This window comes from Pseudomonas sp. PA-6-3C (assembly GCF_021605825.1).
Classification (GTDB): Bacteria; Pseudomonadota; Gammaproteobacteria; order Pseudomonadales; family Pseudomonadaceae; genus Aquipseudomonas; species Aquipseudomonas edaphica.
Genome location: NZ_WKDV01000003.1, coordinates 19,472 through 33,775 on the forward strand (window position 1 = coordinate 19,472; position 14,304 = coordinate 33,775).

Annotated in this window: 17 protein-coding genes; 7 read left to right on the plus strand and 10 right to left on the minus strand. The window is 60.6% G+C overall.

All coding sequences use genetic code 11. From position 1 onward, the window contains the following. Complete coding sequence (locus tag GIW48_RS03210) at positions 1–879, minus strand: DMT family transporter (protein WP_017139333.1); 879 nt, start codon at positions 877–879, stop codon at positions 1–3. Between the two features lie 185 nt (positions 880–1,064). Here GIW48_RS03210 and GIW48_RS03215 point away from each other — a divergent pair, with 185 nt between their 5' ends. From GIW48_RS03215 to GIW48_RS03225, 3 genes are all read left to right on the plus strand, one after another. Next, positions 1,065–1,481 (plus strand): membrane lipoprotein lipid attachment site-containing protein, encoded by a 417-nt coding sequence (locus GIW48_RS03215; RefSeq protein ID WP_236460090.1) that lies wholly within the window; start codon positions 1,065–1,067, stop codon positions 1,479–1,481. A 171-nt stretch (positions 1,482–1,652) separates the two neighbouring features. Further along, positions 1,653–2,543 (plus strand): KPN_02809 family neutral zinc metallopeptidase, encoded by an 891-nt coding sequence (gene ypfJ, locus GIW48_RS03220; protein ID WP_176991802.1) that lies wholly within the window; start codon positions 1,653–1,655, stop codon positions 2,541–2,543. Beyond that, positions 2,544–3,530, plus strand: a complete 987-nt coding sequence (locus GIW48_RS03225) for an alpha/beta hydrolase (protein ID WP_236460091.1) — start codon at positions 2,544–2,546, stop codon at positions 3,528–3,530. A gap of 148 nt (positions 3,531–3,678) precedes the next feature. On the opposite strand, the gene GIW48_RS03230 is transcribed toward GIW48_RS03225, so the two are convergent. From GIW48_RS03230 to GIW48_RS03240, 3 genes are read right to left on the minus strand one after another with little or no spacing between them, the layout of a single operon-like run. Beyond that, on the minus strand, positions 3,679–4,266 hold the full coding sequence (locus GIW48_RS03230; protein ID WP_017139337.1) for an HAD family hydrolase: 588 nt from the start codon (positions 4,264–4,266) through the stop codon (positions 3,679–3,681). Next, positions 4,263–5,132 carry an acyl-CoA thioesterase II gene (gene tesB, locus GIW48_RS03235; protein ID WP_236460092.1) on the minus strand — a complete coding sequence of 290 codons (870 nt, stop codon included), beginning with the start codon at positions 5,130–5,132 and terminating at the stop codon, positions 4,263–4,265. Before tesB ends, GIW48_RS03230 begins: the two co-directional genes overlap by 4 nt. 38 nt (positions 5,133–5,170) lie before the next feature. Beyond that, positions 5,171–5,740, minus strand: coding sequence for a GNAT family N-acetyltransferase (locus GIW48_RS03240; RefSeq protein ID WP_017139339.1), 570 nt, complete (start codon positions 5,738–5,740; stop codon positions 5,171–5,173). Between the two features lie 76 nt (positions 5,741–5,816). On the opposite strand from GIW48_RS03240, the gene GIW48_RS03245 reads away from it, so the two are divergent. Together GIW48_RS03245 and GIW48_RS03250 are read left to right on the plus strand one after the other, a co-directional pair. Further along, on the plus strand, positions 5,817–6,737 hold the full coding sequence (locus tag GIW48_RS03245) for a histone deacetylase family protein (RefSeq protein ID WP_099547605.1): 921 nt from the start codon (positions 5,817–5,819) through the stop codon (positions 6,735–6,737). A gap of 171 nt (positions 6,738–6,908) precedes the next feature. Continuing rightward, the gene (locus GIW48_RS03250) at positions 6,909–8,135 is read left to right on the plus strand and encodes a TIGR03862 family flavoprotein (RefSeq protein WP_236460094.1); all 1,227 of its coding nucleotides are present in this window, start codon (positions 6,909–6,911) and stop codon (positions 8,133–8,135) included. 100 nt (positions 8,136–8,235) lie between these two features. On the opposite strand, the gene GIW48_RS03255 is transcribed toward GIW48_RS03250, so the two are convergent. After that, a complete protein-coding gene (locus tag GIW48_RS03255) occupies positions 8,236–9,573 on the minus strand; it encodes a DEAD/DEAH box helicase (protein ID WP_138453398.1) in 1,338 nt (445 codons plus the stop codon). A gap of 63 nt (positions 9,574–9,636) precedes the next feature. Further along, positions 9,637–10,533 carry a drug/metabolite exporter YedA gene (gene yedA / locus GIW48_RS03260; protein ID WP_236460096.1) on the minus strand — a complete coding sequence of 299 codons (897 nt, stop codon included), beginning with the start codon at positions 10,531–10,533 and terminating at the stop codon, positions 9,637–9,639. Positions 10,534–10,693: 160 nt separating this feature from the next. On the opposite strand from yedA, the gene GIW48_RS03265 reads away from it, so the two are divergent. After that, a complete protein-coding gene (locus GIW48_RS03265) occupies positions 10,694–11,146 on the plus strand; it encodes an Lrp/AsnC family transcriptional regulator (RefSeq protein ID WP_017139344.1) in 453 nt (150 codons plus the stop codon). Between the two features lie 237 nt (positions 11,147–11,383). On the opposite strand, the gene GIW48_RS03270 is transcribed toward GIW48_RS03265, so the two are convergent. Together GIW48_RS03270 and GIW48_RS03275 are read right to left on the minus strand one after the other, a co-directional pair. Then, a complete protein-coding gene (locus GIW48_RS03270; RefSeq protein ID WP_017139345.1) occupies positions 11,384–11,647 on the minus strand; it encodes a hypothetical protein in 264 nt (87 codons plus the stop codon). Further along, positions 11,637–12,203 carry a hypothetical protein gene (locus tag GIW48_RS03275; RefSeq protein WP_236460097.1) on the minus strand — a complete coding sequence of 189 codons (567 nt, stop codon included), beginning with the start codon at positions 12,201–12,203 and terminating at the stop codon, positions 11,637–11,639. The genes GIW48_RS03270 and GIW48_RS03275 overlap by 11 nt, the downstream gene beginning before the upstream one ends. 485 nt (positions 12,204–12,688) lie before the next feature. Here GIW48_RS03275 and GIW48_RS03280 point away from each other — a divergent pair, with 485 nt between their 5' ends. After that, positions 12,689–12,997, plus strand: a complete 309-nt coding sequence (locus GIW48_RS03280; protein ID WP_017139347.1) for a DUF3077 domain-containing protein — start codon at positions 12,689–12,691, stop codon at positions 12,995–12,997. A 122-nt stretch (positions 12,998–13,119) separates the two neighbouring features. Here the strand turns inward: GIW48_RS03280 and GIW48_RS03285 are convergent, their stop codons facing one another. Beyond that, positions 13,120–13,731: a 3'-5' exonuclease gene (locus GIW48_RS03285; RefSeq protein ID WP_099547600.1), complete on the minus strand. Its 612-nt coding sequence runs from the start codon at positions 13,729–13,731 to the stop codon at positions 13,120–13,122. A 42-nt stretch (positions 13,732–13,773) separates the two neighbouring features. Then, on the minus strand, positions 13,774–14,250 hold the full coding sequence (locus tag GIW48_RS03290; RefSeq protein ID WP_017139349.1) for a LabA-like NYN domain-containing protein: 477 nt from the start codon (positions 14,248–14,250) through the stop codon (positions 13,774–13,776). Between the last annotated feature and the right edge of the window lie 54 nt (positions 14,251–14,304).

A 14,304-nucleotide genomic window follows, 5' to 3' on the forward strand; every position in this document is an offset into this window, starting at 1 on the left:
TCACCGCCGCCGCTGCTGCCAGGCAGCGGCCAGCCCGCTCATGCAGATCACCCCGATGCCGACCACCGTGGTCACGTCGGGGGTATGGCTGAACACCAACCAACCCAACAATCCCGCAAACACGATCTGGCAATAGCCAAACGGTGCCAGCAAGGCTGGCGCCGCGAAGCGGAACGCCTGGGTCAGCATCAAGTGCGCGGTCATGCCGCAAGTGCCCAGCGCCAGCATCAAACAGGCATGCCACAACGTCGGGACCTGCCAGAAGAACGGCACCAGCGCGCTCATCACCAAGGTATTGCACAGCCCGGCGAAGAAGTTGCTGGTGGTCGGTGTGTCGTATTGGCTGAGGATGCGCGTGAGCAATTGGTAGAAACAGAAGAACATCGCCGAACACAGCGGCAGCAACACCGCAGGCGTGAACAACTCGCCACCGGGGTGGATGATGATCAGCACACCGACAAACCCGCAGATCACCGCCAGCCATTGGCCACGCGTGACGTGCTCGCCGAGCAAGGGCACCGACAGCGCCGTCACCAGGATCGGCGCCAGGAAGTTCACCGCCGTGGCTTCCGCCAACGGGATATAATGCAGCGCCGCGGTAAAAAACAGACTCGTGCCCAGCAGGCACAACGCCCTCACCACCTGCATGCCCGGCCGCTTGCTGCGCAGCACCCGCAAGCCGGATTGCGGCAGGAATATCCCGGCCATCAGCAAGGTATGCACCAGGTAACGCGCCCACACCACCATCACAATCGGGTAGAACCCGGCCAGGTATTTGGACAAGGCGTCGTGGCTGGAGAACAGAAACGTCGCCAGCACAATCAGCAGGATGCCTTTGAAAGGATGGTTGACGCCGGAAAGCGGTGTGCTGACAGTCATTGAATTCTCTTGCATGGCGGGCTGAACGCATTTGCACTTAACCCGGTAATCTAGCAGCCGGGCTTGCGTCTGCCCCAAGAGCATAACCAAACACCGTGCGAACAGCGCACTAAATCACGGGTTTCGAGTCCAACGCTGCACGTTCACCGTCGTGTTGCACATTTTTCAACCAAGGCCATGTCGCTATGAAAAAAACACTCTTTGTTCTTTCTGCCCTTGCCCTGCTCACCGCGTGCAACAAGGAACCCAAGGAAGCCCCAAAACCCGCCCCCGCTTCCGTGCAAGCCACGCTGGTGCCGGCAACCCCACCGACCGATAAATGGGTCGGCAAATGGATCGGCGTCGAAGGCCTGAACCTGACCATCGCCAAGGACGACAGCATCGGCCGTGGGCACTACCTGCTGACCATGAAATACGGCCTTGATGCCGACGACGCCGGCACCTTCAAAGGCGAAGCCAATGAAGACGGCATCAGTTTCACCCGCCCGGACGGCCCGCAACAGCTGAGCGCCGGCGACGGTGAAGCCACGGGCCTTAAATGGCTGGCGGATAAAAAGGACTGCCTGATCGTCGACACCGGTGAAGGCTACTGCCGCGACTGAGGCGGCAAACCTGACATAACTTTCATCTGGCGCCCCTGCCGACACGGCCTGACAGCAGCGATACTAGGCAGCTCTCGTTGCTTGTCAGACAGCCGGGCTGGCGCCATGCCCCTGCACCAACAACACTGCTCTTAAAATAAAGAGCGCAGGCTTAACGAGAGGACTGCACCCATGCTATGGAAAAAAGGCCGACGCAGCGACAACGTGGTGGACGCCCGCGATGACAGTGGTGGCGGCGGCGGTGGCGGCATGCGCTTTGGCGGCGGCAAAGGCCTGAGCCTCACGGCGATTGTGCTGATCGTCGGCATCGGCTGGCTGACCGGCCAGGACCCGATGCAGATCCTCGGCCAGCTAAGCGGCCAAATGGAGCAAGCGCCCCCGGCGAGTACGCAGGCGCGCCAGGCGCCGCCGGCCAATGATCAACAGGCCGATTTCGTGCGCGCCGTGCTGGGCGACACGGAAGACACCTGGGGCCAGGTGTTCAAGGAAAACGGGTTGGCCTACAAGAACCCGAAACTGATTCTGTTCCGTGGCCGGGTCAACTCCGCCTGCGGTGGCGCCACCTCGGCCAGCGGCCCGTTCTATTGCCCGGCTGACCAGCAAGTGTATCTGGACCTGGATTTCTTCCGGGAGATGTCGCAACGCTTCAAGGCTTCGGGCGAGTTCGCCCAGGCGTATGTGATCGCCCACGAAGTCGGGCACCACGTGCAAACGCTGCTGGGCATCTCGGCCAAGATCCAGGCCGCACGCCAGCAAGGCCGGCAGATGCAAGGTGACGGCGGTTTACTGGTACGCCAGGAACTGCAAGCCGACTGTTTCGCCGGCGTGTGGGCCAACCGCGCGCAAAAACGCCTGAACTGGCTGGAGCCCGGCGATATTGAAGCCGCACTGAATGCGGCCAACGCCATCGGCGATGACCGTTTGCAGCAACAGGGTCAAGGGCGCGTAGTGCCGGACTCGTTTACCCACGGCACCTCGGCACAGCGGGTTCGCTGGTTCAAGACCGGCTTCGCAGAGGGCCAGATCTCTCAATGCGACACCTTTACAGCCAAGAGTCTTTAAATGAATAAACGATTGGGATTGCTGCTTAGCGCATTAGCGATGTGTTCCACCACCACCTGGGCCGCCGAGAAAGAACATGGCGTCAAGGTGGTCAGCCCCGATCGTTTCCAACTGGAGGCCGGCGCCTTGAGCCTGGGCTTGAGCCAGGACTGGCGCCAGCCGCTGCCCAACGTCACTCGCGCATTGATCATCGTGCACGGTCGCCTGCGCAATGCGCAGACCTACCTGCAAAGCGGCGAAGATGCCGCCCAACACGCAGGCCTTGCCGCCAATACCCTGGTGATCGCGCCGCAGTTTTTGAATGAGTTGGATACCCAGCGCAACCACCTCGACAATCAGGTGCTGCGCTGGAACCACAACGGCTGGATGGCCGGCGACCCGTCGACCGGCCCAGGCCAGGTCAGCTCCTACGGCGCCCTCGACCAGATCATCAAGCACCTGGGCAACCGCAAGCTGTTCCCGGCCTTGAAAGAAATCGTGGTAGCCGGCCATTCCGGCGGCGGCCAGGTGGTACAGCGTTTCGCCCTCACCGGCCACGACCACCCGATGTTGCAAACCGAAGGCATCAGCCTGCGTTATGTGGTGGCTAACCCGTCGTCCTACGCCTACTTCAGCCCGCAACGCCCGGTGAAGTTTGATGTGGCCAGTTGCCCAGGCTTCAACGACTGGAAGTACGGCATGCAAAATCTGCCGGATTACGCCAAGGGCCAGAGCGCGCAGCAGTTGGAGCAGGTTTACGTGTCACGCAACATCACCTACCTGCTGGGCCAGCAAGACACCGACCCCAACCACCCGGCGCTGGATAAAAGCTGCGAAGCCGAGACCCAGGGCGCGTATCGCCTGATTCGCGGGCACAACTATTTCGACTACCTCAAGCAGCGCCATCCGCAACTGACGCAGAAGCTGGTGGAAGTGCCTGGGGTTGGGCACGACGGCGATAAGATGTTTACGTCGCCTGAGGGTGAGCAGGTGCTGTTCGGTAAGTAACTGACAAAACCGGATCAAACATGTGGGAGCTGGCTTGCCTGCGATGCAGACACCTCGGTCTAACAGGCATAGCGAGGTGATGCTATCGCAGGCAAGCCAGCTCCCACACAAGCTCAACTGCCACACAAGCCCGACCAAGGTGCCTGGGTTAGAGCATTCGGCGCAACGCCGCGCAATCCTCAGCATGCCAATCCGCCAGTTCCGGCCACGGGTTCTCGGGCAGATTAACCAATACCGTCCTGGTCCCCGCCGCCCGGCCACAAACCAGATCAAAGCGGTAATCCCCAACCATCACCATCGCGCTCGGCGCTACCTTCCAGGCAGTCGCCAGTTTCAGCAACCCACCCGGATCCGGCTTGGGCGGCGCATCATCACGCCCCAGCACATCCTCGACGGCAAAGCAGTCCGCCAGGCCAATCGCTTCAAGGGTGATATGCGCCAACTCGCGCGCATTGCGCGTCAGGATGCCCAGGCGATAGCCCCGCCCGGCCAGCTCGCGCACCAGCTGCACCGCGCCAACAGCAGCAACCGACCCCACGGCCAGCTCGCGCTCGTGCTCAAGCAACCAGGCATGCTTGGCCGCCGCCACATCCGCAGGCAATGCCGCCAGGTGCGTGAGAATGTCGTCTTCAGGTGGAATATCGAGCGCCACGCGAATCGCCACAAAATCATGCACGGCCACCGTGAGGGTGCCGTCCATGTCAAAAACCCAGTGCTTAACGTCCGACAGGCTCATGCCCAATCCTTGCGATGGCGAATCAGCCCTTCCTGGGTCACCGAAGCCACCAGTTGCCCGGCGCGGTTGTACACGCTGCCACGGGAGAAACCCCGTGAGTTACCGGCCCACGGGCTGTCCATCGCATACAAAAGCCAGTCATCGGCGCGCAGGTCGGCGTGGAACCACAGCGCATGGTCAAGGCTGGCGACCTGCATGTCTTTCTGCCAAACCGTCTTGCCGTGGGGCAGCAGCGAGGTCGTCAGCAAGCCGAAATCCGAAGCATAGGCCAGCAGGTATTTATGCAGCGCCGGCGAATCGGCCAATGCGCCGTCAGCACGAAACCACACGTACTTGACCGGGTCGGACGGCTGCGGGTTGAACGGGTCTTTTTCGGTGACCGGGCGCACTTCGATCGGCTTGGGGCACAGCAGCTTGTCGCGCATGTGCTCGGGAATCAGGTGCGCGCGTTGCTTGGTCAGTTCCAGCTCCGATGGCAGGTTTTCCGGGCCGACGACCACGGGCATGGTGGTCTGGTGCTCGAAGCCTTGTTCGTCATACTGGAACGAGGTGGTGCAGGTGAAAATCGGGTTGCCCTTCTGGATCGCCGTGACGCGGCGCGTGCTGAAACTGCCGCCATCGCGCACGCGGTCCACCGAATACACCACGGGCAGTGCAGCATCGCCAGGGCGCAGGAAATAGCCATGCAGGGAATGCACGTGCCGCGCTTCCTCTACGGTCTGGCTGGCGGCCGACAGCGACTGGCCCAGCACTTGGCCGCCGAACAGTTGGCGAAAGCCCAGGTCCTGGCTGCGGCCGCGAAAGAGGTTTTCCTCGATCGGTTCCAGGGTCAGCAAGTCCACCAGATCTTCCAATACTTGGCTCATAGAGCAACTCCTACAATCAATAGGGCATTCCGGGCTGCTTATCCGTGCAGCGTGTCCAACCATTGGGCGCGGGTGATGCGGTACAACACATGATGGCGCAGCGGGTCATCGGCTGCGACCTTGGGGTGTTCAAAATCTGCCTGCGGATCGTAATGCATACCGATGGCCTGCATGACTTTTTGTGATGGCAGATTGGATTCGGTGGTAAAGGCAAGGATTTCGTCCAGCTGCAGCCGGTCGAAACCACAGCGCAGCGCGGTCCACGCCGCTTCACTGGCATAACCCAGGCCCCAATGCTCGTGGGCCAGGCGCCAGCCAATTTCTACCGCTGGGGTAAAGTTGGCCTCGAAGTTGACGTTTAGCAGCCCGGTCAGGCCGATAAATTCGCCGGTATCCTTACGCTGCAAGGCCCAAAGGCCAAAGCCATATTCGGCAAAATGCCCGCGAATACGGCCGATCAGCGCGGCGCTTTCCAGGTGGCTCAGCTTGGCCGGGAAATAGCGCATCACCTGCGGGTCGGCGCACATGCGTGCGAATTCCGTCAGGTCGCTGTCACGCCATTGGCGCAGCACCAGCCGTGCGCTTTCCAATTCCAGTATCGGCTCCATGGGTCCCCCTCCCTTGCCATGTGCGTGAGTGTACAGCGCTGGTAAGATCCGTCGCAGGTTCCCGTCAGAAAATCCCATGCCTTTGCCATTGATCTACCACGATGACTACAGCCCTGAGTTCCCGGCGGACCACCGGTTCCCCATGGACAAGTTCCGCCTGTTGCGTGACCACCTGGTGAGCAGCGGCCTGACCCAGGACAGCCACTTGCTGCGACCCGAGGTCTGCCCCGCCGAGATTCTGGCCCTGGCCCATGAACCTGGGTATATCGAGCGCTACATGAGCGGTGAGCTGTCCCGCGAAGACCAACGCCGCCTCGGCCTGCCCTGGAACGAAGCCCTGGCGCGGCGCACCGTGCGTGCAGTTGGCGGCTCAATTCTCGCAGCAGAAAAAGCCCTGGAACACGGCCTGGCCTGCCACCTGGCGGGCGGCACGCACCACGCCCATTACGACTACCCGGCGGGCTTTTGCATCTTCAATGACCTGGCGGTGATCAGCCATTACCTGCTGGCCAGCGGGCGGGTCAACCGCGTGCTGATCTTCGACTGCGACGTGCATCAGGGCGACGGCACTGCGCGCATCCTCCATGACACACCGGACGCCATCACCGTGTCGCTGCACTGCGAAAAGAACTTCCCGGCGCGCAAGGCCCAGAGCGACTGGGACATCCCGCTGCCCATGGGCATGGGCGATGCCGACTACCTCAAGGTGGTCGACGACGCGCTCAACTACCTGTTGCCGCTGTACCAGCCCGACCTGGTGCTGTACGACGCCGGGGTGGATGTACACAAGGACGACGCCCTCGGTTACCTCAAACTGACAGACGCAGGCGTGGCCGCACGCGATGAAAGCGTGATGCGCCACTGCCTGGGCCGCGACATTCCAGTGATGGGCGTGATCGGCGGCGGCTACAGCAAAGACCGCCCGGCCCTGGCCCGCCGCCACGGCATCCTGCACCACAGCGCACAACGGGTGTGGGCGTCATCAGGTTGTCATTGAGTTGTGGGCGTTACCCACAATGCCTGTGGAACGGCCTGTGGATAACTTGAGCGTAAGGGTCTGAAAGCCAGCAGCCGTATGGCGTGTAGGAAAGTGTACGTTTTTTGATCAGGCAGCTACGCCGTCGTCGGGTAGAATGCTCGGCCTATTCAAGCGACCGTAGCCCTGCCCATGCCCCAGACCCCTTCCCAACACGTCACTATTATCGGCGGCGGCCCTGCCGGGTTGATGGCCGCGGAAGTCTTGAGCCAGGCGGGCGTGCGGGTAGACGTGTACGACGGCATGCCTTCAGTGGGGCGCAAGTTCCTGCTGGCCGGCGTGGGCGGCATGAACATCACCCACTCCGAGGCGTACCCGGCGTTCCTGTCGCGTTACGCCGAACGCGCGCCGCACATGGCGCCGTTGTTGCGCGCGTTTGGCGCAGAGGCTTTGTGCGAGTGGATTCATGGCCTGGGTATCGAGACCTTTGTCGGCACCTCCGGCCGTGTATTCCCCACCGACATGAAAGCCGCCCCACTGCTGCGCGCCTGGCTCAAGCGCCTGCGCGACCAGGGCGTGGTTATCCACACCCGGCATCGCTGGCTGGGCTGGACCGACGACGGCGGTTTACTTATCCACAGCCCGGACGGCGATAAAACTGTCCACAGCGACGCGGTGTTGCTGGCCTTGGGTGGCGGCAGCTGGTCGCGTTTGGGCTCCGACGGTGCCTGGCTCAAGTTGCTGGAAGATAAAGGCGTGCCCTACGCCGCGCTACAACCGAGCAATTGCGGCTTCGAAGTGTCGGGCTGGAGCGAGTTGATGGTCAGCAAATTCGCGGGCGCGCCGCTGAAGAACGTCGCCATCGGCCTTGGGGAGGACAAGCCTCGACTGGGCGAATGCGTCGTCACCGCCATGGGCATCGAGGGCAGTTTGATCTACGCGCTGTCGGCGCCGATTCGCGAAGCGATCAACCGTGACGGCTCAGCCACTGTGCATATTGATCTGTTGCCGAGCAAGCCGCTGGACAAGGTGCAAGCCGCCTTGGCCAAGCCCCGTGGCTCGCGGTCGATGAGCAAGCATTTGCACAGTCAGTTGGGTTTGGATGGGGTCAAAGCGGCGCTGTTGCGTGAACTGGCACCAGTTGAGCACTTCCATGATCCGGCGCAATTGGCGGTGGATATCAAGGCGTTGCCACTGACACTGGTAAAGACACGGCCGATGGATGAGGCGATCAGCACGGCGGGCGGCGTGCCGTTTGAAGCGCTGGATGAGCGGCTGATGCTCAAGCAATTGCCAGGCGTGTTCTGTGCGGGGGAGATGCTGGATTGGGAAGCGCCGACCGGCGGGTATTTGCTGACGGGGTGTTTTGCCAGTGGGCGAGCGGCTGGGCGTGGTGTGCTGGAGTGGCTTAAGCGCTGAGTTCAAGTCCGCTATCGCAGGCAAGCCAGCTCCCACATTTTGAGCGGTGAACACCGTCAAATGTGGGAGCTGGCTTGCCTGCGATGAGGCCCTGACAGGCTTACTTCTTCTTACGCGGCCCCGTATTAAACACCGGCACCTTACGCACCGGCTTGATCGAAGGCTCAGCCGGCGCCACATCACCACTGTCCACCCACTTACCCAAATTGCGCTTGCCGCCACCGCCGCCCGAAGTCTTAGGTTTCTTCGGCTTTTTCGGCTTCTTCACCACCTGCCCGCTGGCATCGGTGTCCGGCACACGGTGCTCCGGTTCGAAATCCGGCTCCATCTTGCGGGTCAGGGTCTGACGCGTGAGCATCTCGATGGCCGACAGCATGTTCACTTCATCGGCACACACCAGCGAAATCGCCTCACCGGTGTTGCCCGCCCGGCCAGTACGGCCGATACGGTGGATGTAGTCTTCAGCCACGATCGGCAGGTCAAAGTTGACCACCAGCGGCAGGTCTTCAATGTCCAGACCACGGGCCGCTACGTCGGTGGCTACCAGAATTTGCACATCGCTGGACTTGAACCGGTCCAGCGCGCGTTGGCGGGTGGCTTGGGGTTTGTCGCCATGGATACCGTCGGCATTGATGCCCAGGCCCTGCAACTTGTCCACCAGCGCATCCACGCCGTTACGAGTCTTGGCAAACACCAGCACCTGCTTCCAACGGCCTTTGCGCATCAGGTGCACAAACAGCTCCGGCTTGCGCTTCTTGTCCACCGGCACCACCCACTGCTTCACGGTGCTGGCGGCGACGTTGCGCGGGCTCACTTCGATGCTCAGCGGGTCGTTGAGCATCTGCCCGGCCAGTTGGCGGATTTCATCGGAGAAGGTCGCGGAGAACAGCAAGGTCTGGCGCTTTTTTGGCAACATGCGGTAGATGTTCGCCAGCTCTTCGGAAAAGCCCAGGTCGAGCATGCGGTCGGCTTCATCCAATACCAGGGTTTGCAGCTGGTTGAGCTTCAGCGCGTTCTGGCGGAACAGGTCGATCAGGCGGCCAGGCGTGGCGACCAGGATGTCGACGCCCTTGCGCAGTTTCATCATCTGCGGGTTGATGCTCACGCCGCCGTACACCGCGTAAGTGGTCAGCGGCAGGTGCTGCGCGTACTCGGCGACGCTGGCGTGAACCTGCTCGGCCAGCTCACGGGTCGGGCACAGGATCAGCGCACGCGCCGAGTTGGCGGCGACTTTCGGCCCTTCCATGGTCAGCAATTGCAGGAGCGGCAGGGCGAAACCTGCGGTCTTGCCGGTGCCGGTCTGGGCCGCGGCCATCAGGTCGCGACCGGCCAACACCGCCGGAATGGCTTGCGCCTGCACCGGCGTCGGGGTCTGGTAGCCAAGCGTCTCAAGGGCGCGCAGCAAGGGTTCGATCAGGCCAAGTGTGGCGAAAGTCATGTGTTTACCGTAGGGAAAGTTCAGCGCCATAAGCGGGTAAAAAAAGCCGTAATGCGCCGCAGTTTACCTTATTTCCGGCTTGGGCTTGCGCCACTGGGGCAGGCTGATCAATAGCACCGCGCTGATGATCACCAGCATCGCCAGGGCTTCTTCCATGCCGATGGTCTCACCGACGAACACAATGCCCAACAACACCGCGACTGCCGGGTTCACATAGGCATAGCTGGTCGCCGCCGCCGGGCGCACGTGCTTGAGCAGGTACATATAGGCATTGAAGGCGATGATCGAGCCGAACACGGCCAAGTACGCCAACGCCAGCCAGCCTTCAATCGGCGGCACAGCCTGCAGCCGTTCGCCGCAGAGCGCACTGCCCACCAACAGCAAGGCACCGGCGACGATCATTTCCGCCGCACTGGCCATCGCGCCGGCAGGTAACGGCAAGTGCCTGCTCCACACCGAGCCAAAAGCCCAGGAGGCAGCGGCGAACAGCAACAACATCGCCCCGGTCGGGCTCGACTGCAGGTTGGAACCCATATTGAGCATGGCAATGCCGATAATCCCCAGCACCACCCCGGCCCATTCCAGGCGGGTATTACGCGCGCCCCAGAAATAGCCGCACAGCAACGTGAACAATGGCACCGTCGCCACCGCCAATGCAGCCACACCTGAAGTAACCCCCGTGTGCTCAGCCACCGACACCGCGCCATTGCCGAAGGTCAGCAGCAAAATGCCGATCTTGGCCGCAGCCTTCCACTGCACCCACGTCGGCGCAGGTGCCCCGCGCCAGCGCAAAAAACCATACATCACCAAACCCGCCACCAAAAAGCGAATCCCGCCGAGCATCAGCGGCGGCCAGTATTCAACGCCGATTCGAATCACCAGGTAGGTGGAACCCCAAATCACATACAGCGCAAAAAAAGCGGCGATCAGCGGTAACGGAAAGCGACGTGGGCCAGGCATTGGGCGGCTCTATGGCAGGAGAGGGGAGGCTTATTCTAAAAAGGCAGCACGCTAAACATAAGTTACAAAACCTGTTTAAAGCGCCGATACACTTTTCAAAGCATGGTTATGAGGGCTATAAACCGTGCTTTCGAAAGCTACGCGTTACTGGAGCCTTATCATGGACAAATACGACCGCATGCTCCTCAGCGCCCTGCTCGAAGACGGCCGCGCGTCTTACGCGCAATTGGCCCGCACAGTTAACCTCTCCGCGCCCGCCGTGGCCGAGCGCGTGGCCAAACTTGAGGCCAGCGGCGTGATCACCGGGTATCAGGCCAAGGTGGATCTATCCAAAATCGGCCTGCCGATCCAATGCACGATCGAATTGCGCTTGACCAACAACGGCAGCCAGAAGGTGTACGACGCGCTGGCTGAAATTCCCGAGCTAACTGAATGCCACCGGGTAACGGGCGACCCGTGCGTGATCATGCAGGCGGCGGTGGGGTCGATGCCGGAGTTGGAGAATTTGATTAACCGAGTGGCGAAGTTCGGGTTCAGCAAGACCTCGATTATTTTGTCGAGTGCGATAGAACGGCGGGTGCCGTTGGGGCAGCTGGAGGGAAAAACCACCTGACACCGATCGTTCCCACGCTCTGCGTGGGAATGCAGCCCAGGACGCTCTGCGTCCGCTCTTGAAGTCGTGACGCAGAGCGTCACCGGAGGCATTCCCACGCGGAGCGTGGGAACGAGCAAAAAGTGGTGGCTGATATACCGCCATCGCAGGCAAGCCAGCTCCCACATTTGACCGAGTCGCCAGGGCTGGATGCGATCTACTGTGGGAGCTGGCTTGCCTGCGATGGCGTCAGTTGCTTCACCGAAGGCTTGAGCGCTGAACAATCAAATCGACAATCTGCTTAATGGTCGTGATGTGATCCCAGTCTTCCTGAGTCGCTTGCAGGTTGAACTGCCACTTAATCTGCATAACGAAGCAGGTCAGGTCGTCATCAATGATCTTGAAGTCATGGATGAAATCCGTTTGCTCGGTCACCTGGCTTCGGTCGATAAAGCCGATGATATCGACGAACAGCTGAATCACTTTTTCGCTGATCTCGGTTCGGGTCAGACTACCTTCCATTTCTCGCCTCATAGGCACACTTACCAATACTGATCAGGTCAAAATTAGCCAACCCTGCAGCAACGAAGGGAATGCCCCGCCCAATAATGCCAAATACTCGAACGGTGCCGAACGTTGCTTTTGCCATCTTGGCCGCTGTCGGTTGCCGGATCAATGTTCGAGGGAAAAAGCGCATTCCAATGAGGCTAGCCAAATTTGTCGTTTTGCTTGAGCCGACGTGGACCCAAGTCCCCACGGCGATTTTGCTGATCGGTATGCCTGCCGCGCCAGTGAGAACCGTTGCCGCCGTCAGGCCGTAGTGTTGCTGCGTGCATTTCCACAGGTCGTCAACAGTGGTGTCAGGCGCCGTTGATTCCGCCTGAATGGGCCGGAGCAACGTGTAACTGGCACCATGAGTCCATCCTGGCGAGTTAGGTAAAACCATGACTGCCGGGCAGCTTGTCATCATGTTTCCCAAATGAAACGTCATGCTGGACGTCGAGCCGAAATCGACGCCATTGCACTGGAGTTCAGACTGGCTTCGCATGATTGCTGTGTAGAGGTCGCTTTCCTGCATGACGTAGTCCCTTTACGTAAATAGCAGGCGAGATGTTAAGTCGCAAACCGGAGCGATTGGCGGGCGAAGGGAAAAACCAGAAAGGTCCGACGACGCAATAGGGCTTCCCCTACTTACCATTCAGAAAGAATGAAGAAAGCCCTAAAAACAGCTGATGTTTTGGTGGCCAGCAGGACCGATCCCTTTCATTTGCGGGACGTTTCCTAGAGAATTCCACGGCCTTGTTTCCGTCGGTTCAGGTAGCTAGTCTCGCTCTGTCATCGAATGTTCGGTGACTGGACGTGCAAGTCCGACGACGGTAATACGCATCAGCCTTAACTCTCAACGTCTGTATTTCAGGCATTGATTCGTTATGGCAGTTGTACGCGGGAGATCTTCGGATCTACCGGACTCCGTCACGGTCTTGCACACCCGCGTACTGCTGCCACCCTAATTCGTGTGCGAGCGAACGGTTGCAGCTTCTTAACTGACGGAGAAGCTACATCATGGTCAAAGTAACCCCCGATCCACCCAGCTCCAAGCCAGACTTCCTCAGCGAAGACGCCCTCCTCAACCGCCGAGCCATCGACTACTACCTCAAAGCATCCGCCCCGGACGCGCCCAACTTTGTACTCAATGACAACCTGAGCTTCGAAGACGCCCTCGCCCATGCGGCCGACTTGCTGCATTGCGCGGTGGAAACGGTGAATGTGTCGGGTGAAACGCTCAGCACCCAGCAGCGGGCGGTGATGCATTTGGTGGGGATGGCCAAAGGTGTGGTGGATCGGGCGTTGGAGTGTGTGCAGCCTCGATGAGCACCGCATAACCCCTGTGGGAGCTGGCTTGCCTGCGATAGCGGTGGGTCAGTCACTGAATACCTGGCTGATATACCGCTATCGCAGGCAAGCCAGCTCCCACATTTTGATCTGCGCTTGAGTTAGAACCCGCGGTGTTTCTTCAGGTGTTCGTTGATCTTCGCCGCAGGCACTTTCTGCAAGGTGCACAGCAAATCGTGGGACAGTTCGCGCAAGCCGTGGGTGCCGCGCAGTTCCTGGGCCAGGTGCGCGGTGAGGTTGGCGGCCATCTCCGCATCCGCCATCGCTCGGTGAGCCTTGCCGGTGTGGGGCAGTTGGGCGAGCGCGTTCAGCGTGCCGAGCTTGTGATTGGGTGCCGACGGCATCAGGCGGCGGGCCAGTAGCAGCGAGCAGGCGAATTTTTGCAGGCGGGTGCGGCGGATCAGGCCCAGTTCAAAGTCCCAGAACCTCTGGTCGAACGCGGCGTTGTGCGCCAGCAGTGGCGTGGTACCGACAAATTCATTCACTTCATTCATCACCCGCTCAGCCGGTGGCGCGCTGCGCAGCATGGCGTTGCTGATGCCGGTGAGTTGCTCGATAAAACCCGGCACGCGTACGCCGGCATTCATCAGGCTCTGGTAGCGATCCACGATTTGGCCGCGCTCGAGGATAACCACCGCGATTTCCGTGGCCCGGCAGTGGCTGCTCGGGGTGATGCCGGTGGTTTCAAAGTCGATGACCGCTATACGTTCCAAACCTGTTCCAACTCCGTCTAACTATTGATTAAGCCTGAGCGCTTACTTAAGCAGCAGCGCGCCTTCGATGGGCACGTAGCGGCTGGCGGCGCGTATCAGCGAGTTGGCCGTCAGCCCCGGCACGCCGTAGGCCACGGCTTCAACGCCGTGCTTTTGGATGATGCGTTCGAGCAGCATGTCGAAATCACCGTCGCCGGAAGCCAGTACCACTTCGTCAACGTGGTCGGCGGCGTCCATGATATCGAGGGTGATACCCACGTCCCAGTCGCCCTTGGCCGAGCCGTCGGCGCGCTGGATGTAGGGTTTGAGTTTTACCGTAAAGCCCAGGTTGCGCAGGATCTGCTGGAATTGCTGCTGCTTGCTGTCGCCACGGTCGATGGCATAGGCATACGCCTCGACGATCTGCCCGCGTGAACTGATATCAGCCCACAGCGCCGCATAGTTGAAGTGGCAGCCATACGCCTGGCGCACGGTGTAGTAGAGGTTTTGTACATCGGCGAACACTGCAATTTTTTTCACCGCACTTCCTCATGACAGCCAGGCGCCAAGGCCCGGAAAGGCTGCCAGTATGCC

Coding starts and splice junctions, on each gene's coding strand:
- GIW48_RS03210 (WP_017139333.1), bottom strand. CDS start 879: ATGACTGTCAGCACACCGCTTTCCGGCGTCAACCATCCTTTCAAAGGC.
- GIW48_RS03215 (WP_236460090.1), top strand. CDS start 1,065: ATGAAAAAAACACTCTTTGTTCTTTCTGCCCTTGCCCTGCTCACCGCG.
- ypfJ (WP_176991802.1), top strand. CDS start 1,653: ATGCTATGGAAAAAAGGCCGACGCAGCGACAACGTGGTGGACGCCCGC.
- GIW48_RS03225 (WP_236460091.1), top strand. CDS start 2,544: ATGAATAAACGATTGGGATTGCTGCTTAGCGCATTAGCGATGTGTTCC.
- GIW48_RS03230 (WP_017139337.1), bottom strand. CDS start 4,266: ATGAGCCTGTCGGACGTTAAGCACTGGGTTTTTGACATGGACGGCACC.
- tesB (WP_236460092.1), bottom strand. CDS start 5,132: ATGAGCCAAGTATTGGAAGATCTGGTGGACTTGCTGACCCTGGAACCG.
- GIW48_RS03240 (WP_017139339.1), bottom strand. CDS start 5,740: ATGGAGCCGATACTGGAATTGGAAAGCGCACGGCTGGTGCTGCGCCAA.
- GIW48_RS03245 (WP_099547605.1), top strand. CDS start 5,817: ATGCCTTTGCCATTGATCTACCACGATGACTACAGCCCTGAGTTCCCG.
- GIW48_RS03250 (WP_236460094.1), top strand. CDS start 6,909: ATGCCCCAGACCCCTTCCCAACACGTCACTATTATCGGCGGCGGCCCT.
- GIW48_RS03255 (WP_138453398.1), bottom strand. CDS start 9,573: ATGACTTTCGCCACACTTGGCCTGATCGAACCCTTGCTGCGCGCCCTT.
- yedA (WP_236460096.1), bottom strand. CDS start 10,533: ATGCCTGGCCCACGTCGCTTTCCGTTACCGCTGATCGCCGCTTTTTTT.
- GIW48_RS03265 (WP_017139344.1), top strand. CDS start 10,694: ATGGACAAATACGACCGCATGCTCCTCAGCGCCCTGCTCGAAGACGGC.
- GIW48_RS03270 (WP_017139345.1), bottom strand. CDS start 11,647: ATGGAAGGTAGTCTGACCCGAACCGAGATCAGCGAAAAAGTGATTCAG.
- GIW48_RS03275 (WP_236460097.1), bottom strand. CDS start 12,203: ATGCAGGAAAGCGACCTCTACACAGCAATCATGCGAAGCCAGTCTGAA.
- GIW48_RS03280 (WP_017139347.1), top strand. CDS start 12,689: ATGGTCAAAGTAACCCCCGATCCACCCAGCTCCAAGCCAGACTTCCTC.